Raw genomic sequence first — 18,100 nt, 5'->3', positions numbered from 1 at the left:
GGGGGGGGCCCCCGCCTGCGGCTTGGCATGCCCGCCAATGGCTGGACCCTTTTGTGCAGCCTGCCCACCGCCCAGCCCCCGCGGCGGCCCTGCGGGAATCACAACCGTCACGCTCGAGATACCGGGCAGCGCACGCACCGCCGCCTCCAGCGCCGGGCGCATCGCCTCCAGCTCGGAATGCGGTGCGCCTTCCAGCACGAAGCGCACGATTCCGTCCTGAACAGCCAATGCCCGTACCAAATCACGACTCACGACATCGCCGCCGCCGGAAACCGCAACCCCTTTGAGGGCAGCAAGCACCTCTTCTTTGCCCAGAGCCATGCAAATCTCTCCTTATTGCCCGCGCAGCTTATTATCAGCGTCGCCAAGTTTGGCCGCGACTGTGGCGTTTTTGTCGCGGGGTTCAAGAGCAGACCTGCCCAAAAGGACAGTTAATCCGTGACCGCCGATGTGAGCGCGAACATTTCTTGCCGAAATGACCCGAAAATGGATCAGAAACGGTTATGCGGTTTCTGCATGGCAGCAATGAGCATAAGCGCCGTTGTGCAAGCGCAGCATTAGCCTCATCTTAGGGACAACGCGATAGAAAGCACATCGCAACCACCACGGACCACATGACGGAAAATCCGCGCCGGTCCGATCAGAGATTAAGAGGCTGAAGCAATGGCACTCGTACAAGATATCCGCGTTTCCGAAAACGGCCTGAGCGCCGTGATGACCAAAGTTTCCGAAGCGTTCGCACGCCGCAAGGTGTACCGTCAGACGCTGGGCGAGCTGCGCTCGCTGAGCGCCCGTGAGCTGGACGATCTGGGGCTGCACGCCTCGATGATCACCCGCGTGGCTTACGAAGCCGCTTACGGTAAATAATTGAATTCCTGAGACCCCTCTCCTCCTCCCTGGGGTCTTGGAAATCGGCGGCATCCTCTCTCCTCCTCCCTGAGGATGCCGCCACAAAGATACCGACCCCACGCGGCGCGAGGCCGCGATGTCGGACAGACTGCCCGGCTTCCTCTCCTCCTCCCTGGAAGCCGCGCCGAGAGGGCGGTGACCTCTCTCCTCCTCCCTGAGGTCACCGCCCGTTAATTTCGGCAGAAACCTGCGACAGGCTGTCGCATGCTGCACCGCAGCACTTGAACACCGGAGCAAAGGCTCCAAATTGGTTACGAAAGGCCCTCTCCTCCTCCCTGGGCCGATCGTTCTGGCGGCGCCCTCTCTCCTCCTCCCTGAGGGTGCCGCCGCAAAGAACACCGAGGGTCCTCTCCTCCTCCCTGGACCCGAGGCTGAGACATCGCTCCTCTCCTCCTCCCTGGAGCGGTGTCGAACATACCGAAGGGTCTCTCTCCTCCTCCCTGAGACCCGAGGTAGAAAAAGACGGTGGCGCTCTCTCCTCCTCCCTGAGCGCCGCCGTTTTTTTATGTCCGCAGATCCGCTCCGAGATGCGCTCAGGCGTGAAACGGGTTGCGTGCGTCGCGGACTGCAGGCACTCAGGCGACAAGGAGATTGCCGATGCTGTCCTATCAACACGCCTATCACGCAGGAAATCTGGCCGACGTGCACAAGCACGCGCTGCTGGCCTCGGCGCTCGATTACCTCACGCGCAAGGACAAACCGCTGAGTTATATCGAAACCCATGCCGGGCGCGGGCTTTATGCACTGGATGGGATCGAGGCGCGCAAGACCGGTGAGGCCGAAGCGGGCATCGGGCGGATTGCGCAGCTTGACTGGTTCGGCCCCGATCACCCCTACAGCCGGGCGCGCGCGCAGGTACTTGAGGCGCAGGGCCCCGCCGCCTATCCCGGCTCACCGCTGATCGCGCAGGCTCTGCTCAGACGCACCGACACGTTGCAACTCTGCGAGCTGCACCCGCAGGAATATGTAGCGCTGCGCGACGCAATCGGGCCCCGGCGCGCGATCTTGCACAAGGCGGACGGGCTGGAAATGGCGATCTCGCTCAGCCCGCCGATGCCCCGCCGCGGGATGATGCTGATCGATCCGTCTTATGAGGTGAAATCCGAATATGACGCGCTGCCCAAGGTCATCTCGCAGGTCGCGACACGCTGGAATGTCGGCATCATCGCGCTTTGGTACCCGATTCTGACCTCTGGCGCGCATCAATCCATGATACTGCAGCTGATGCGCAACTTCCCCGAAGCGCTGAGCCATGAGGTCCGCTTTCCGCCAGCGCGCGAAGGGCACGGCATGATCGGATCGGGAATGTTCGTGGTCAATCCACCTTGGGGGTTGGCCGACGAGGCCCGGCGTCTCTCAACCCTGTTTGCCGGTCTCTGACCGCGCAAGATAGGCCTCGAAGGCGCGCAAGGTGCGCTGCGACACATGGTGCTCGATCCCCTCGGCATCCAGCTCGGCCACCTCATCAGGCACCCCGACCGCACGCAACAGCGCCACGACCACGCGATGGCGCGCACGCACCTGCTCGGCCAGCGCCTCCCCCTCTTCCGTCAGAAAAACCCCGCGATAGGGCCGCGAAACCGCGAGCCCTTCCCGCTTGAGCCGCGCCACCGCCTTATTCGCGGTGGGATGGGCAACGCCCAGCCGGGCCGCGATATCAGTGATCCGCGCCTCACCGAACTCCCGCGCGAGATCAGAAATCATCTCGACATAATCCTCTGCCAACGCGCGCGACGCTGCCTGCCGTGCACGGTCGAACCCCTTGATTTGTGTCGGATCGGTCTCGGTCATCTGAAAGCTCCACTGGGCGCGCTGGATACCGGGCGATGCCAGCGCTGCCAAGCTATTTTCGGCTCCATCACGCTCCCGTGTCAACGATATATAGCCCCTTGCCAAAGTTGTAGCCCAGGCTACATTTCGCGGACGCAGCATCTTTCGACGATACGAGGCCCCCAATGAGCATGACCGGCATGACAGAGCGAACCCGCATCAAGATGGCGGATGTTCTGGCCGGGCGCAGACGCGGTGGGCTGCTGTTGTTCTTCGGCCCTGCTGTCATTGCTTCGGTCGCCTATATGGATCCCGGAAATTACGCGACCAATATCGAGGCAGGTGCGGGCTACGGCTATCGGCTGCTTTGGGTCGTGCTGGGGGCCAATCTGATTGCAATGTTGTTTCAGGCGCTTTCGGCGCGCATCGGCATCGTGTCTGGTAATAATCTGGCGGAACTGTCGCGCATGCATTTCTCGAAGCCGCTGACGCTGGCGATGTGGGTCGTCTCCGAGATCGCGGCGATGGCCACCGATCTGGCGGAGTTTTTGGGCGGCGCGCTGGGGCTTTCGCTGTTATTCGGCTGGCCGCTGATTTGGGGGATGGGGGTGACAGCAATCGTCACCTACGCAATCTTGCTGTTTGAGCGCGGTGGCTTTCGCCCGATGGAGTTGGTGATCGGCGCGCTCGTCGGGATCATTGGCGCGAGCTACCTGATTGAGATGTTCATCGCCCCCGTCGACTGGAGCGCGGCACTGATCGGGTTGGGCACGCCGGATCTGCCCGACGCCCGCGCGCTGACGATCGCGGTGGGTGTGATCGGGGCGACGGTCATGCCCCATGCAATCTTTCTACATTCCGGTCTGACACAGGACCGCGCGCGCTCTCACGGCATTGCAGAAAAACGCCGGATCGTGCGATTCTCGAACTTTGAGGTGATCATTGCGCTGGCCGTGGCTGGCATGGTGAATATCGCGATGGTCATCATGGCGGCCTCTGCTTTTCATCAGGGCCATGCCAGCGTGGCCGAGATCGAGACAGCCTATCATACCCTCACCCCGCTTTTGGGCGGATTCGCCGCCGCAGCGTTTCTAACGTCGCTGATTGCTTCAGGCGTCTCCAGCTCTGTCGTCGGCACGATGGCGGGCCAGATGATCATGCAAGGCTTCATTCGGCGCCGGATCCCGATCTGGCTGCGCCGCGCCATCACCATGGTTCCTGCCTTCGTTGTCGTCTTGCTCGGCGTGAACACCACGGAGGCGCTGGTGATGAGCCAAGTCGTCTTGTCGGTCGCCCTGCCGGTGCCAATGATCGCACTGATCTATTTTGTGCGCCATCGCGGGGTTATGGGCGAGTTCGCTGTGCGCGGGCCCCTTCTTTGGTTGGCGATTCTTGGGGCGGGGATCGTGCTGGCTCTCAACTTCGTGCTGCTATGGCAATCCGCCGGACTTTCGGTCCCGGGCCTGCCCGCCTGATAGGCGGCAGACCCGGCAAACCCCGGCATTTTCGTCGAACCTTCGCGGGCCCAAAGCAAGGGCCAGACACCGGCGGTCAACCGGCAAGCCGCGTAGGCTCATCAATTTCGGCACGCACATTGGTGGTGAAGAAGGCGACCTCCTGCAGGACCTCTTCCAGCTTCTGGGTCAGCCCCATCACCGCCGCGTTCGTCTCCTCGGCCATCGCCGCGTTCTGCTGCGTGGTGTGATCGAGATCCGACACTGCCTTGTTCATCTCTGCCAGCCCGTTCGACTGCTCGGAGGCGGAGGTCGCGATCGTGACGACTGAGTCGCGGATTTCAGCGACGCGCTGGTTGATCCGCTTGAGCGCGGCACCGGTTTTGTCGACCAGATCGACGCCCTCGGAGACCTGCCGTTCAGAATTGACGAGAAGATCGGCGATCTCCTTGGCAGCTTCCGACGAGCGCTGTGCCAGCGCGCGGACCTCGGAGGCAACGACCGCAAAGCCGCGTCCCGCATCGCCCGCCCGCGCGGCTTCGACCCCCGCATTGAGCGCCAGAAGGTTGGTTTGGAACGCGATATCGTCAATCACGCCGGTGATCGATGAGATTTTTTGCGAGGATGCCGCGATCTCGTTCATGGCCACGATGGCATTGTCGACGATCCGGGCAGAGTGATCGGCCTCTTCGGCGGCGCTGCCAACCTGCCCGCGGGCGGAATTTGTCAGCTCCGTCGAGCCCGAGACGGACCCGGTCAATTGCTCCAGAGCCGCGGCGCTTTGCTCCAGTGTCGCCGCCTGCGTCTCTGTCCGGCGCGACAACTCGTTGCTGCTGGCACGGATCGCCTGCGCCTCGCGCACCACCTCGGCGGCACCTTCGCAGACCGATCCGATTGCCCTCTCGACCTGCTCTAGCGCCCGATTGAAGATCGTCCGGATATCGTCCATCGGACCAAGGTTGGTCTCGATGCGGGCACTCAGATCTCCTTCCGCCATCTTGGAAAGGGCCCCGCCGACCTGTTCGATTGCAAGCTGGGACGTCGTCATATCAACGGCGAATTTTACCACCTTCACCACACGCCCGGAGGCATCCATGATCGGGTTGTAACTGGCGTCGATGAAGATCAGACGCCCGCCCTTTCCAACGCGGCGGTATTGTTTTGCGAGCGTCTTACCCGCTCTCAGATCCTCCCAAAATGCGGCATACTCCGCGCTTTTCGCAACCTCATCTTCGATGAAGATCCGATGCTTTTTCCCTACGATCTCGTCGCGCGTATAGCCCATCACATTGCAAAACAGCGCATTGGCTTCGAGGATCGTGCCCTGCGGGTCAAACTCGATCACCGCCTGCACCTTTTCGATCGCATCGATCTTGGCGCGGCTTTCAGCCTCCATGTTCTTCACCGAAGTGATATCGAAGGCATATTTCACGACCTTAAAGGGCCGACCTTCGGGATCGATCAATGTCTCATAAGTCGCTTCAAGCCAGCAAATCTCACCGGATTTGGTCATCCGCCGCACCGGACCGTTGCGCGAGGCACCTTTGGCCAGATCGGACCAGAAGGCGTCATATTGCGGCCCCTCGGCCTCACCTTCGGGCATGAAGATCCGGTGATGTTTGCCTTTAATCTCTTCGAGCCGATAACCCATCGCGTTGAGAAAATGCGTATTGGCGTTCAACACCTTGCCGGAGAGGTCAAATTCGATCACGGCCATGGAGCGCGACAAGGCATCGACCTTCGAGCGGTTGTCGCGGCGGCGCAGATGGAACTCTGTGATATCGCTGGCGAGCAGCAGTACGTCCTGCAGCGTTCCGTCCGCGCCCATCCGAGGCAGATAATTGATATCGAGCCAGCGTTCATCGCCCTTCGCATCAAGGCGCGGTCGGATGACCTGCGCGGGGGCCCCGCGTTCCAGATCGCCCCAAAGCGCCTTGTATTCCGCGGATTTCCGATCCTTCTCGCGCAGGAGGCGCGCGTAATCGCTGCCTTCCAGCTGCGCGCGTGTATAGCCCATAGCCTGCGCGAACCGATCATTCACGGAGAGGATCGTTCGGTCAGCACCGATGCGGCAGATGAGCTGCGTCTGCTCGATCAGATCGAACCATTCCGCCTGAGGGGAAGGGTTCGCCACGTCCTGCCCGAGAAGTGCTTTGAGAAACCGCATTCGTAGACCTTTCATGCCTGTTGATCCGGCATGATTAGCGCAAAATCTCTAAGCCAACGTAAACGGCAGCCCGCCTATCAAGGGCAAAGCGCCCGCGCGGACCTCAAGCCAAGCGCGGGCGCAGAGCCTATCGGTGGGGCCGAGTAGCGGCTCGGGGCAGACCCTTACCTAGGATCAAGGCCCATAGCCAGTAGATTACGGTGGCGGTGAGAGCGATGGCTGAGAGGAAGACCTTTGGGCATCGGTCTTAGCGCGTGGCAACGCGCCGCCAGTCCTTGAGCCTGCCGAATATGATCTCGATCCGGCTTCGACGTTTGTATCCGCGCTTGTCATACTTCACCGGTGCCTTGCGTTGCTCTCGGCCTGGGATGCAGGCGCGTAGGCCCGGGTCAGGCAACGTGCCCAGTAGAGCGCGACCTTCCTGCGCTCTCGTTTTTCGCCCTTTCATCGAAATCGCTTCAACACGCGCGATGATATCAGACACGGGTCCGGCGAGCAGATCTTTCGAGGACAAATAGTCGAACCCCTTAGATCCCACTAACGTTCGAGCTACGTCTAGCTTCAATTCCGAATTGGCACCTCCGCAGGCAAGCAATGCGTCCCATTCCGAGACCTGCTGTCTCCACGCGGCTCCCCCCCCTCTCCCCGGCAACAGACTTCGAGTCTGTATCAAGAGAAATCCAAACCGTCTTACGGCTTTCGACCGACGCATATTTCGTTGGAACACGCTTCACGAGACAGAGCTTTCCCCTTTGCCCCTAGCCATTATCGACATCACGGATCTCCCCCGTCACGACCCTCAACAACCGCAAATGCGCAGCAGTTTGTGCAGAAAAATGTGCAGCAAATCGGCATAGAGGACCTGCCCCGCTCGCGCCAATTTTATCATTTTTCCTAGGAAACGATGCTTACGCACATTCAACGCGTGTAGCATATGGCGGAAGCGGTGGGATTCGAACCCACGGTACGGTTCCCCGCACGCTAGTTTTCAAGACTAGAGCCTTAAACCACTCGGCCACACTTCCGTTGGCCAGCCATTAGCCCGGCTCACGCGATTCTGAAAGCCTTTCGCGCCGAAATCCGCCCTCGACATGCAGCCCTTCTTTTCATGGGCCGGGCAACACGCTAGGATCGCGCGCGGCGGAGAGCTTATGCGCAGGGCCAAAAACCTCGCATGAAACACCTTCCGACGACGGGGCAAACAGGCGCGGACCAACCGCGCGCAGTGAGGGGCGAGCTATGAGACAGCTAAATTTGCAGGGCAACAGTTTACGCCGCAAGGCGTCTGTACTGGCGCTGACACTGGCGGGCGGCTTGATGCTTTCAGCCTGTCAGGACGGTGCCAAGCCGTTTGATTTCCTCAAGAAAAAGCCGGGTGATGCGACGGCAGACACGTCGAGCTCGACCTCGACCAATCTGGTAGAGCGCGATGTCGAGGCGCCGCAGGTGTTCTCTGTCGATGAAAAGGCGCTCTGGGATGGCCGCCCCTCGCTGGGCGGGGTCTGGGTCGCCTATCCGGGGGTCAAAGACCCTGAGCGGGTGATCATCCGCAACCCCTCCAACGGCAAATTCGTGATCGGCGCGCTGTTCCGCCGCGAGATCGACAATCCCGGGCCCAAGCTTCAGGTCAGCTCCGATGCCGCCGATGCGCTTGGCATGCTCGCAGGCGCGCCGGCCGAGCTGTCGGTCGTGGCGCTGCGGCGCGAAACCGCACCGGCGGAAGATGAGACCACGCCGCTCGTCGATAAGCCCGTGATCGCCAAGCCCGACAGCGTCGATCAAACGCCGCTCGCGCCGCCCAAGGGCGCCGCCACGACAACTGAGCCCGCCGCTAAACCGGCCATCGGCGCACCGCCGACACCGGCGCCCGCCCCGGCCGCCCCCGTGAACGCAGCGCCCGAAAGCCCGTCCCCCAAGCCCGCCGCCAAAACGGCCCCGAGCGGGCGCTCCTTCGTGCAGATTGGCATTTTCTCGAGCGAGGCCAATGCCAACCGGGCGAAGGCCCAGATGGCCAAAGCGGGCGTGATTGCCACCATCAAGAAAGAGAAAAGCCAGTCCAAGACCTTCTGGCGCGTGATCGCGGGCCCTGCCCCCTCCAAACCCGATCTCGAAGCGCTGAAGACCACCATTCACAAGCTGGGCTACCCCGATGCCTATGCTGTCTCGAACTAGGATTGATCGTTGACCATGAGATTCCCCCGCCTGATCCTCGCCGCCGCTCTGGCGCTCGCCACCGCCCTGCCCGCCGCAGCCTTTGAAACCAAGGCCCGCGCGGCCTGGGTCTATGATGTGACGACCAAGACGGTGCTGCTGGACAAGAATGCCGACATTCCGCTGCCCCCAGCCTCGATGTCCAAGCTGATGACGCTCGATCTGCTGTTCGAGGCGCTCGAGGATGGGCGGGTCACCATGGACACGACCTTCCCCGTCTCGCCGCATGCCCAGTCGATGGGCGGCTCGACGATGTTTCTCAACACGACCGACCGCCCGACCGTGCGCGAGCTGATCCAAGGTATTATCATCAATTCGGGCAACGATGCCTGCGTGGTGGTGGCCGAGGGGCTAGCAGGCTCCGAGCCCGCCTTTGCCAAACTGATGACCGAGCGTGCGCATGAGCTGGGCATGAAGAACTCGATGTTTGCCAATTCCAACGGCTGGCCCGACCCGGGTCAACGCATGTCGGTGCATGATCTGGGCATCGTGGCCAATCGCATCATCACCCATTTCCACCAGTATTATCACTTCTTCTCCGAGACCCATTTCAACTACAAGGATCGCGCCCCGGCCAATGCCGAAAACCGCAATCCGCTGCTTGAGATCAAGGCCGCCGACTGGAAAGCGGACGGGATGAAGACCGGTCACACCCAAGAAGCAGGCTATGGACTGGTGGGCTCGGCTGTGATGGGCGACCGCCGGATCCTCTACGTTCTGGCAGGGCTGCCCACCGAGCAATCCCGCGCTCAGGAAGGCGAGGCGGTCGCGAACTGGGCGTTTCGGCAATTCGTGATGGAAAAGGTCGCAGCCTCCGGCACCGAGCTGACCCGCGCCCCGGTCTGGCTGGGTGCGCAGAAAACGGTGGGGCTTGCCCCCGAGCAGGATCTCAACCTGCTGATCCCGGCTGGCGCGAAAGACAAGGTCAAAGCCGAGGCGGTTTTTGACGGTCCGATTCAGGCGCCGATCAAGAAGGGCCAGAAGCTTGGCAAATTGGTGATCACGGTGCCGGGCCTGCAGGATCCGCGCGAAGTGGCGCTGGTGGCGGAAAATGACGTCAAGCGCGGCGGGTTCATGGTGCGCGTCAAGGCGGCCATGGCACGGCTGGGCGGCAAAGCCTTTGACGCGGCGATGGAAAAGGTGAACAGCTAAGCGCATGACCCGGGGATACGAGTAGGCGCCATGTTTATCAGTTTTGAGGGGATCGACGGGTCGGGCAAATCGACCCAAGCGCATCTGCTGGCCGAGGCCCTGCGCGGGCGCGGCCATGACGTGGTGCTCACCCGCGAGCCGGGGGGCTCTCCGGGGGCCGAAGAGATCCGCAGGCTTGTCCTTGAGGGCGATCCCGAGCGCTGGTCCGCCCAGACCGAGATCTTGCTGTTCACCGCCGCACGCCGCGACCATTTGGAGCGCGTGATCCAACCCGCGCTCGAGGCCGGTCGGATCGTGATCTGCGACCGCTTTGCCGACAGCACTCGGATGTATCAGGGCCTCTCGCGCGGCGATCTGCGCGCGGTGGTCGATCAGTTGCAAACGCTGATGATCGGGCGCGAGCCCGACCTGACCATTCTGATCGACATCGACCCAGCGACCGGTCTCTCGCGCGCCCGGGGGCGGCAGGGCCATGAAGAACGCTTTGAAGATTTCGGCCTTGGTCTGCAAGAAAAGATGCGCGCAGGCTTTCTCGATCTCGCCCGCGAATACGCTGCGCGCTTTGCGGTGATCGACGGCGCACGCGCGCCCGAGCGCGTCGCGCAAGACGTGCTGGAATGTGCGGCGGCCAGGCTCTAGAGTGTCGGCCATGAGCCTCGCCGACCTTCCCGATCCCACCCTTGCCCCCGGCGCACGCCACCCGCGTGAGACGCTCGCACTGGTGGGTCAGTTCCGCGCCGAGGCGGATTTCCTCGATGCCTTCAACACCGAGCGGCTGCATCACGGCTGGCTGCTGAGCGGGCCGCGCGGCGTCGGCAAGGCCACGATGGCATGGCGCATCGCACGGTTTTTGCTCACCCGTCCCGAGGGCGACGACTCAGGTCTGTTTGGTGCGCCTGAAGCCCCCACCAGCCTCGATCCGGACCCGGCCCATCCTGCGCTGAGCCGAATCCTCGCGGGCTCCGAGCCCGGGATCTTCACACTCAAGCGCGGCGCCAATGCGACGGAAAGCGCGCTCAGCCAAGAGATCCGCGTCGATGAGGTGCGCAAGCTGAAGTCCTTCCTGCATCTGTCCTCCACCGAAGGCGGGCGGCGCGTGGTGATCGTGGATGCCGCAGATGAGCTGAACGTGCAGGCGGCCAATGCGCTGTTGAAGCTGCTCGAAGAGCCGCCCGCCCGCGTAACCTTCCTGCTGATCGCCCATCAGCCCGCACGGCTTTTGCCCACGATCCGCTCGCGCTGTCGCGAATTGCGTCTGGGCACGCTTGAGCCCGACGAGATGGCCGCAGCCCTTGCCGCCGCAGATGAGGACGGCACGCCGCCCAATCTCGACACCCATGCGCTGGCGGCTTTGTCGGGCGGCTCGGTCGGGGCGGCGATCCGGCTGATCAATCTCGAGGGCATGACGCGCTATGCCAACCTGATCAAGCTGATGGCCACCCTGCCACGGCTGGACCGGATCGGCGCGCTGCAATTGGCCGAAGCCTGCGCCGGCAAGGCCAATGAGCCGCGCTACGATCTGATCCTCGGGCTGATCGAGCTGTTTCTCGCCCGCACGGCCCGGGCCGGGGTCGCAGGCCCGCCCGAGCCGCAAGCCGCCCCCGGCGAGGCCGAGCTGTTGGCCCGCCTCTCGCCCAATGAGCAGGCGGCGATGAAATGGGCGGAGCTTCATCAAAAGCTGGGCGCACGCGCCCGCCATGGCCGGGCGGTCAACCTTGACCCTGCCGCTCTGGTGATGGATATCGTGTTGGAGATCAGTGACGCGGCCTCTTGAGGTCGCAGCAAGGAGCCCGATTTGTCCCCCTCCCCCGAGACCCGCCCGCCCGAGATTACAGACAGCCATTGCCATCTCGATTTCCCCGACTTCGCGGGGGAACTGGATCAGGTGATCGCACGGGCCAATGCCGCCGGGGTGACGCGGATGGTCTCGATCTGCACCCGGCTGCGCAATGAGCCCGAAGTGCGCGCACTGGCGGAAACACATCGCGGTGTCTTCTATGCTGCAGGCACCCACCCGATGAGCGTCGCCGCCGAGCCGATGGCGCGGGTCGAGGAGCTGGTCGCCCTCAGCACCCATCCGAAATTCGTAGGCATCGGCGAGACAGGGCTCGATTATCACTATTCCGCCGAGAGCGCCGAGGCGCAAAAGACCTCGCTGCGCCTTCATATCGAGGCCGCGCAGGAAACCGGTCTGCCCTTGATCATCCATGCCCGCGATGCGGATGAAGATATGGAAGCGATCCTGACCGAGGGGATGAAGATCGCGCCCTATGCCTGCGTGATGCATTGCTTTTCCTCGGGGCCACGGCTGGCGCAGGCGGCGATTGATCTGGGGTTTTACCTGTCGATGTCGGGCATCGCGACCTTCCCCAAAAGCCAGGAGGTGCGCGATATCTTCGCGCGCGCCCCGTTGGAGCGGATCCTCGTCGAGACCGATAGCCCCTATCTCGCCCCGCCGCCCCATCGCGGGCGCCGCAACGAGCCCGCCTATAGCGCGCTGACGGCAAAGGTGGGCGCAGAGGTGTTCGGCCTGCCGCTGGCCGATTTCGCCGCGGCCACGCAGGCCAATTTCGACCGGCTGTTTGCCAAGGCCGCCGCTCATGGCGAACGCGGGAGCCTGTCTGCATGAGCCGCATGCGCTTCACCATTCTGGGCTGCGGCTCGTCGGGCGGTGTGCCGCGGATCGGCAATAACTGGGGCGAATGCGACCCAGCCAACCCGAAAAACCGCCGCCTGCGCTGCGCGATGCTGGTCGAGCGGATCAGCGAGGGCGGCACGACCCGAGTGCTCATCGATACCGGCCCCGATATGCGCGAGCAGCTTTTGAGCGCGCGCGTCGATCGGCTCGATGCGGTGGTCTATACCCATAGCCACGCCGATCACGTGCACGGGCTCGACGATCTGCGCCAGATTGTTTTCAACATGCGCAAGCGCCTGCCCGTCTGGGCCGATGGCGACACGCAAGAGGCTCTTTTGGGCCGCTTCGCCTATGCCTTCGTCCAGCCGCCCGATAGCAATTACAAGCCGATCTGCGATCTCAACGCGATCCGAAACGATACGGCTTTCGAAATTACGGGCGATGGCGGCCCGATCCGCTTCCAGCCATTTCAGGTCGAACATGGCAATATCGACGCGCTCGGCTTTCGGATCGCCGATCTGGCCTATCTGCCCGATGTCTCGGCCATCCCCGAGCCCGCATGGGCCCATCTGGGCGGGCTCAAATGCTGGGTGCTCGATGCGCTGCGGCGCACGCCCCACCCGACCCATGCGCATCTGGCGCAATCGCTCGAATGGATCGCCCGCGCGGCTCCGCAAAGCGCCGTGATCACCAATATGCATATCGATCTCGATCACGACGCGGTGGCGCGCGAGACCCCCGATCACGTGCGCCCGGCCCATGACGGGATGGTGCTGGAATTTGACCTTTGAGCGTTCTGATCGACGTCATCCTGCCGGTCTTTCTGGTGATCGCCTTCGGGTATGTCGCCTCATGGCGCGGGCTGTTTTCCGAAGGGGCGGTCGATGGGCTGATGCGCTTTGCCCAGACCTTCGCGGTGCCGGTCCTGCTGGCGCGGTCCATCGCAAATCTCGATCTGAGCCAAAGCTATAACTGGTGGATGATGACCGCCTTCTATGCCGGCGCTCTGATTGCCTTTTCAATCGGCATCTTTGGATCGCGGATAATGGGGCGCAGCGGCCCGGAATGCGTAGCCATCGGCTTTGCCTGCATGTTCTCGAACTCGCTGCTGCTGGGCCTGCCGATTACCGAGCGCGCTTATGGCACCGACGCGCTCTCGGGCAATTTCGCGATCATCTCGGTGCATTCGCCGTTTCTCTACGCAGTCGGCATCCTTTCGATGGAGATGGTGCGCTCGTCGGGCACGGGGGCGAGCCTTGGCCGCGTCGGGCTCAACGCGCTGACAGGCGTTTTGCGCACGCCGCTGGTGATCGGCATCCTCACTGGCTTTGCCATCAAGATCGGGACCGAGCTGACAGGCCAACCCCTTCCCCATCCAATCCGCGAAGGCATGGATATGATGGCGCGTGCGGCGCTGCCTGCCGCCCTGTTCGGGTTGGGCGGCGTATTGCATCGCTACCGCCCCGAGGGCGATGCCAAGGCGATTGCGATGATCACGGTACTGGCGCTGATCGTGCATCCGGCGATCACCTACACGCTAGCGCATTTCGCCTTCCACGTGGATACCGCCGCCCTGCGCTCGGCCACGCTGACGGGCGCAATGGCACCCGGCGTGAACGCCTATCTCTTTGCCAATATCTACGGGGTGGCCAAGCGCGTCTCGGCCTCGGCAGTGCTGATTGCAACGGCGCTGTCGATCCTGACGATCTGGGGCTGGCTGGCGATCCTGCCCTAAGTCAGTTCCCCTTGCGCGCCGCTCAGGCCTTGCGCACCCGGATCACGACATCGACGCGGGTCACCTTGGCGCCTTCCGGGGCTTTGGGGATCCGCGCCAGCTGCAGCTCCTCGGCAGGCGCATCCGAGATCCGGTTCTCATCTTCCCAGAAGAAATGCGGATGATCATCCATGCGCGTGTCGAAATAGCTGCGCGAGCCATCGACCGTCACCTCACGCATCAGCCCGGCATCGCAAAACGCTTTGAGCGTGTTGTAAACCGTGGCCAAAGAGACCTTCTCGCCCGCATCGCAGGCCGCTGCATAAAGGCTCTCAGCGGTGACATGACGGTTCTCGCCATCTCCCACGAGCAAGGCCGCAAGGGCCACGCGCTGACGCGTCGGCCTCAGGTGTCCCTGAGCCAACCAAGATTGTCCCCGCTCGCGCATCCCGTCAGGTTTTGCTGGCATCCCTAAACTCCTTCCCATCAATATGACTGTTCTGGGCGCAGGTTTCAATGGAGCAGGCGCGCAGCCGGCTCCCCGTTGCCCTTGCGCCGATTGGCGCAGCGGTGCTAGAGGGTTTGGAAAAGCACGCCGTAAACGGGAAGGAGCACCGATGGCAGGGTTTCCGACGAGCTTCGGGAAAGAAGATCTACTTAAATGTGCGCGCGGGGAGCTGTTTGGCCCCGGCAATGCACAACTCCCCGAGCCCCCGATGCTGATGATGGACCGTATCACCGAGATTTCGGAAGATGGCGGTCTGCACGGCAAAGGCCATGTCGTGGCCGAATTCGACATCACCCCCGACCTGTGGTTCTTCGAGTGCCACTTCCCGGGCAACCCGATCATGCCCGGCTGCCTCGGGCTGGACGGGCTGTGGCAGCTCACCGGCTTCAACCTTGGTTGGCGCGGCTGGCAAGGGCGCGGCTACGCGCTCGGCGTCGGCGAGGTAAAGCTGACCGGAATGGTCCGCCCCGAGCGCAAGATGCTGACCTACAAGGTCGATTTCACCAAGGCCGTGCAAACGCGCCGGCTGACCATGGGCGTCGCCGACGGGATCGTCGAGGCCGATGGCGAAGTGATCTACCAAGTCAAGGATATGAAGGTCGCGCTCTCCGAGAGCTGATCTGAGAGACTATAAACGAGGAGGGCCTTATGCGCCGCGTCGTCATCACCGGGCTTGGCATCGTCTCGCCCATCGGCAACACCGCCGACGAAGTCACCGCCAGCCTCCGGGCCGGTAAATCCGGCATCACCTTCCAGGACTCGTATAAGGAGCTTGGCTTTCGCAGTCAGGTCGCCGGCGTCCCGGATATCGATCTGGCCGCGAATATCGACAAGCGCCAGCTTCGGTTCATGGGACCGACGGCGGCCTATGCCTATATCGCGATGGAACAGGCGATTGCCGATGCCGGGCTTGATGCCGGCGATATCAGCAATGAGCGTACCGGCCTCGTGGCAGGCTCGGGCGGTCCGTCCACCTCGAATTTCTTCTTGGCCCACCAGACGGTGATCGAGAAAGGCAGCCCCAAACGCATGGGGCCGTTCATGGTCACCAAATGCATGAGCTCGACCGTCTCGGCCTGCCTCGCCACGCCGTTCAAGATCAAGGGCGTGAACTACTCGATCACCTCGGCCTGCTCGACCTCGGCCCATTGCATCGGCAACGGCGCAGAGCTGATCCAGATGGGCAAGCAAGACATCGTCTTCGCAGGCGGCGGCGAAGAGGTCGACTGGACCCTGAGCTGTCTCTTCGATGCGATGGGCGCGATGAGCTCGAAATATAACGACGCCCCCGAAACCGCCGCGCGCGCCTTCGATGCGACCCGCGACGGCTTCGTGATCGGCGGCGGCGGCGGCATGCTGGTGCTCGAAGAGCTCGAACATGCCAAGGCGCGCGGTGCCAAGATCTATGCCGAGGTGACGGGCTACGGCGCGACCTCGGATGGCTATGACATGGTGGCCCCCTCTGGCGAGGGTGGCGAGCGCTCGATGAAGCTGGCGAAATCGACCCTGCCTGAAGGCCGCAAGATCACCTATATCAACGCGCATGGCACCTCGACGCCGGTGGGCGATGTGACCGAGGTTGAGGCCGTGCGCCGCGCCATAGGCGAAGATCACGCGCCGATCAGCTCCACCAAGTCGATGACGGGCCACGCGCTTGGCGCGGCAGGGGTCAACGAGGCGATCTATTCGCTCCTGATGATGCAGGGCAATTTCATCGCCCCCTCGATCAACGTGACCGAGCTCGACCCTGCCATTCGCGCGGGCGAGATCGCGACCGAGATGGTCGATGGCGTCGATCATGACAGCGTGCTCTCCAACAGCTTCGGCTTCGGCGGCACGAACGCATCGCTCATCATGAGCAAATTTCTGGATTAATTCGTAAACACGGCGGCAGGACGGCAGGACGGGAATGGCAGAATTAATGAAGGGCAAGCGCGGCCTCGTTATGGGGGTCGCGAATGATCGCTCGATCGCATGGGGCATCGCCAAGGCATTGTCGGACGAAGGCGCAGAACTGGCCTTCACCTATCAGGGCGAGGCCTTTGGCAAACGGGTCGCTCCGCTCGCCGAGAGCCTCGGCTCGACTTTTCTTCTCGATGTCGATGTGAATGACGACGCCTCGATGGATGCGGCCTTCGCGCAGCTGAAAGAAGGCTGGGGCAGCATCGATTTCGTGATCCACGCCATCGCCTTTTCCGACAAAAGTGAACTCGCGGGCCGCTTCATCGACACGACGCGAGACAACTTCAAGAACTCACTGACGATTTCGTGCTACAGCTTCATCGACGTGGCCAAACGCGCCTCGGAGCTGATGACCGAAGGCGGCTCGCTGATCACGCTGACCTATATGGGCTCGCAGCGCGTGACGCCCTTCTACAACGTCATGGGCGTGGCCAAGGCGGCGCTGGAATCTGCCGTGCGCTACCTCGCCGCCGATCTCGGGCCGCAAGGCATCCGGGTCAACGCGATCTCGCCCGGCCCGATGAAGACGCTCGCAGGGGCCGCCATTGGCGGCGCACGCAGAACATTCCGGCACACCGATGCCAATGCCCCGTTGCGCCACAATGCGACGCTCGAGGCGATCGGCGGCACCGCAGTCTATCTGTGCTCAGAGTATGCTGCCTGCACCAGCGGCGAGATCATTTCGGTCGATAGCGGCTATCACGTGATGGGCATGCCCATCGCAGAAAACCTGTAAGGGGTTTACCACCCCGCCCCACCCGCTAGGGTGAAAGCAAACAGGAGGGGCGGGATGACAAGACGCGATTTTTCCGTAGGAATCATTGGCACAGGCATGCTTGGCGCGGCTCTGGCGCGCGCTCTCTGGCAGGCCCGCGCGCAGGGCTCAGCGCTCTATCTCAGCAACCGCTCAGGCCATCTGCCCGATCTTGAGGGATTTCCCGCTGATCACCTGCTCACGGATCCGCAGGCGCTGGCGGATGCCTGCGATGTCATCGTGCTATGCGTTCCGCCCGCCGCCGCGCGCAGTATCCAGATCCAAGCCACAGGCAAGCTGGTCATCTCGGTGATGGCGGGCGTGCCACTGGCCGAAATTGTGCGGCTCACCCAGAGCTCCCGCGCGATCTGCGCAATGAGCAGCCCCGCCGCCGCGCATGCATTGGCCTATTCGCCGTGGTTCGCAGCGCCCGATGTGACCGCGCAAGATCGCAGCCGCGCCCGCGCGATCTTCGAGGCCTGCGGCACCACGGATGAGCTGGAGACCGAGGACCACCTCGCCCATTTCACCGCGCTTACCGGTCCGGTGCCGGGATTTGTCGCAGCCTGCGCCGCCGCGATGGCAGATCATATCCGCGCGCAAGGCATCGCACCCGAGATTGCTGATCGCGCGATACGGCAGTTGTTTCTCGGCGCGGGGCAGATGATGGCCGAGGGCCCTTCACCGGCCACGCAGGTGCAAGAGATGATCGACTATGACGGGACGACGGCTGCCGGGCTCAGACGCCTGCAAAGCGGCCCCTTTGCGCGCGAGATCGCAGCCGCCCTTGAAAGCGCCGTGCAGAAGACCCGAGAGATATACTGAGCGGACCCGCCAATGGCTCGGCACCGTTTCACCCTT

General features: G+C 62.8%; 18 protein-coding genes, 1 tRNA gene and 1 pseudogene. 14 read left to right on the top strand and 6 right to left on the bottom strand.

What is annotated here, in order from left to right; genetic code table 11:
• Nucleotides 1–321: iron-sulfur cluster assembly protein (locus DL1_RS05475; protein WP_038063564.1), on the bottom strand; the 321-nt coding region annotated here is incomplete at its 3' end.
• A 342-nt stretch (nucleotides 322–663) separates the two neighbouring features.
• Between DL1_RS05475 and DL1_RS05470 the strand changes: the two genes are divergently transcribed.
• Together DL1_RS05470 and DL1_RS05465 are read left to right on the top strand one after the other, a co-directional pair.
• Nucleotides 664–867: a DUF1127 domain-containing protein gene (locus DL1_RS05470; protein WP_038063562.1), complete on the top strand. Its 204-nt coding sequence runs from the start codon at nucleotides 664–666 to the stop codon at nucleotides 865–867.
• A 639-nt stretch (nucleotides 868–1,506) separates the two neighbouring features.
• On the top strand, nucleotides 1,507–2,289 hold the full coding sequence (locus DL1_RS05465) for a 23S rRNA (adenine(2030)-N(6))-methyltransferase RlmJ (RefSeq protein WP_038063559.1): 783 nt from the start codon (nucleotides 1,507–1,509) through the stop codon (nucleotides 2,287–2,289).
• On the opposite strand, the gene mntR is transcribed toward DL1_RS05465, so the two are convergent.
• On the bottom strand, nucleotides 2,266–2,700 hold the full coding sequence (gene mntR / locus DL1_RS05460; protein ID WP_038063557.1) for a manganese-binding transcriptional regulator MntR: 435 nt from the start codon (nucleotides 2,698–2,700) through the stop codon (nucleotides 2,266–2,268). The two genes, DL1_RS05465 and mntR, sit on opposite strands and share 24 nt — an antisense overlap.
• A gap of 179 nt (nucleotides 2,701–2,879) precedes the next feature.
• Here mntR and DL1_RS05455 point away from each other — a divergent pair, with 179 nt between their 5' ends.
• Nucleotides 2,880–4,154: an Nramp family divalent metal transporter gene (locus tag DL1_RS05455; RefSeq protein WP_425441845.1), complete on the top strand. Its 1,275-nt coding sequence runs from the start codon at nucleotides 2,880–2,882 to the stop codon at nucleotides 4,152–4,154.
• 76 nt (nucleotides 4,155–4,230) lie between these two features.
• Here DL1_RS05455 and DL1_RS05450 read toward each other — a convergent pair whose 3' ends face one another.
• From DL1_RS05450 to DL1_RS05440, 3 genes and pseudogenes are all read right to left on the bottom strand, one after another.
• Nucleotides 4,231–6,315: a methyl-accepting chemotaxis protein gene (locus tag DL1_RS05450; protein WP_143081650.1), complete on the bottom strand. Its 2,085-nt coding sequence runs from the start codon at nucleotides 6,313–6,315 to the stop codon at nucleotides 4,231–4,233.
• A gap of 112 nt (nucleotides 6,316–6,427) precedes the next feature.
• Nucleotides 6,428–6,685: pseudogene (locus DL1_RS05445) on the bottom strand (transposase); the annotation flags it as partial.
• Nucleotides 6,686–7,235: 550 nt separating this feature from the next.
• A tRNA-Ser gene (locus DL1_RS05440) sits at nucleotides 7,236–7,325 on the bottom strand.
• Nucleotides 7,326–7,539: 214 nt separating this feature from the next.
• Between DL1_RS05440 and DL1_RS05435 the strand changes: the two genes are divergently transcribed.
• The 7 genes from DL1_RS05435 to DL1_RS05405 are packed head-to-tail and all read left to right on the top strand — an operon-like array spanning nucleotide 7,540 to nucleotide 14,036.
• Nucleotides 7,540–8,472, top strand: coding sequence for an SPOR domain-containing protein (locus tag DL1_RS05435; RefSeq protein WP_038063550.1), 933 nt, complete (start codon nucleotides 7,540–7,542; stop codon nucleotides 8,470–8,472).
• A 15-nt stretch (nucleotides 8,473–8,487) separates the two neighbouring features.
• Nucleotides 8,488–9,663, top strand: coding sequence for a D-alanyl-D-alanine carboxypeptidase family protein (locus DL1_RS05430; protein ID WP_038063548.1), 1,176 nt, complete (start codon nucleotides 8,488–8,490; stop codon nucleotides 9,661–9,663).
• Nucleotides 9,664–9,693: 30 nt separating this feature from the next.
• Nucleotides 9,694–10,302, top strand: coding sequence for a dTMP kinase (gene tmk / locus DL1_RS05425; protein ID WP_038063545.1), 609 nt, complete (start codon nucleotides 9,694–9,696; stop codon nucleotides 10,300–10,302).
• 10 nt (nucleotides 10,303–10,312) lie between these two features.
• Nucleotides 10,313–11,437 carry a DNA polymerase III subunit delta' gene (locus tag DL1_RS05420; RefSeq protein WP_038063542.1) on the top strand — a complete coding sequence of 375 codons (1,125 nt, stop codon included), beginning with the start codon at nucleotides 10,313–10,315 and terminating at the stop codon, nucleotides 11,435–11,437.
• 21 nt (nucleotides 11,438–11,458) lie between these two features.
• Nucleotides 11,459–12,292: a TatD family hydrolase gene (locus tag DL1_RS05415; RefSeq protein ID WP_038063534.1), complete on the top strand. Its 834-nt coding sequence runs from the start codon at nucleotides 11,459–11,461 to the stop codon at nucleotides 12,290–12,292.
• Nucleotides 12,289–13,092 carry an MBL fold metallo-hydrolase gene (locus tag DL1_RS05410; RefSeq protein ID WP_038063531.1) on the top strand — a complete coding sequence of 268 codons (804 nt, stop codon included), beginning with the start codon at nucleotides 12,289–12,291 and terminating at the stop codon, nucleotides 13,090–13,092. The genes DL1_RS05415 and DL1_RS05410 overlap by 4 nt, the downstream gene beginning before the upstream one ends.
• Nucleotides 13,089–14,036 carry an AEC family transporter gene (locus tag DL1_RS05405; RefSeq protein ID WP_038063528.1) on the top strand — a complete coding sequence of 316 codons (948 nt, stop codon included), beginning with the start codon at nucleotides 13,089–13,091 and terminating at the stop codon, nucleotides 14,034–14,036. The genes DL1_RS05410 and DL1_RS05405 overlap by 4 nt, the downstream gene beginning before the upstream one ends.
• Nucleotides 14,037–14,058: 22 nt before the next feature.
• Here DL1_RS05405 and irrA read toward each other — a convergent pair whose 3' ends face one another.
• Entirely contained in the window at nucleotides 14,059–14,484 is a 426-nt protein-coding gene (gene irrA / locus DL1_RS05400; protein WP_038063526.1) for an iron response transcriptional regulator IrrA, read from the bottom strand.
• A 148-nt stretch (nucleotides 14,485–14,632) separates the two neighbouring features.
• Here irrA and fabA point away from each other — a divergent pair, with 148 nt between their 5' ends.
• From fabA to DL1_RS05380, 4 genes are read left to right on the top strand one after another with little or no spacing between them, the layout of a single operon-like run.
• Entirely contained in the window at nucleotides 14,633–15,142 is a 510-nt protein-coding gene (fabA, locus tag DL1_RS05395; protein WP_038063524.1) for a bifunctional 3-hydroxydecanoyl-ACP dehydratase/trans-2-decenoyl-ACP isomerase, read from the top strand.
• Nucleotides 15,143–15,171: 29 nt separating this feature from the next.
• The gene (gene fabB, locus DL1_RS05390; RefSeq protein ID WP_038063522.1) at nucleotides 15,172–16,398 is read left to right on the top strand and encodes a beta-ketoacyl-ACP synthase I; all 1,227 of its coding nucleotides are present in this window, start codon (nucleotides 15,172–15,174) and stop codon (nucleotides 16,396–16,398) included.
• 34 nt (nucleotides 16,399–16,432) lie between these two features.
• Complete coding sequence (locus DL1_RS05385; RefSeq protein WP_038063519.1) at nucleotides 16,433–17,221, top strand: enoyl-ACP reductase FabI; 789 nt, start codon at nucleotides 16,433–16,435, stop codon at nucleotides 17,219–17,221.
• A 54-nt stretch (nucleotides 17,222–17,275) separates the two neighbouring features.
• Nucleotides 17,276–18,064: a pyrroline-5-carboxylate reductase family protein gene (locus tag DL1_RS05380; protein ID WP_038063516.1), complete on the top strand. Its 789-nt coding sequence runs from the start codon at nucleotides 17,276–17,278 to the stop codon at nucleotides 18,062–18,064.
• Nucleotides 18,065–18,100 lie beyond the last annotated feature (36 nt).

Origin of the sequence: Thioclava dalianensis, from assembly GCF_000715505.1 — a bacterium.
Classification (GTDB): Bacteria; Pseudomonadota; Alphaproteobacteria; order Rhodobacterales; family Rhodobacteraceae; genus Thioclava; species Thioclava dalianensis.
The sequence above is the reverse complement of the archived record's forward strand: the minus strand, read 5'-3'. Positions and strand labels throughout refer to the sequence as shown.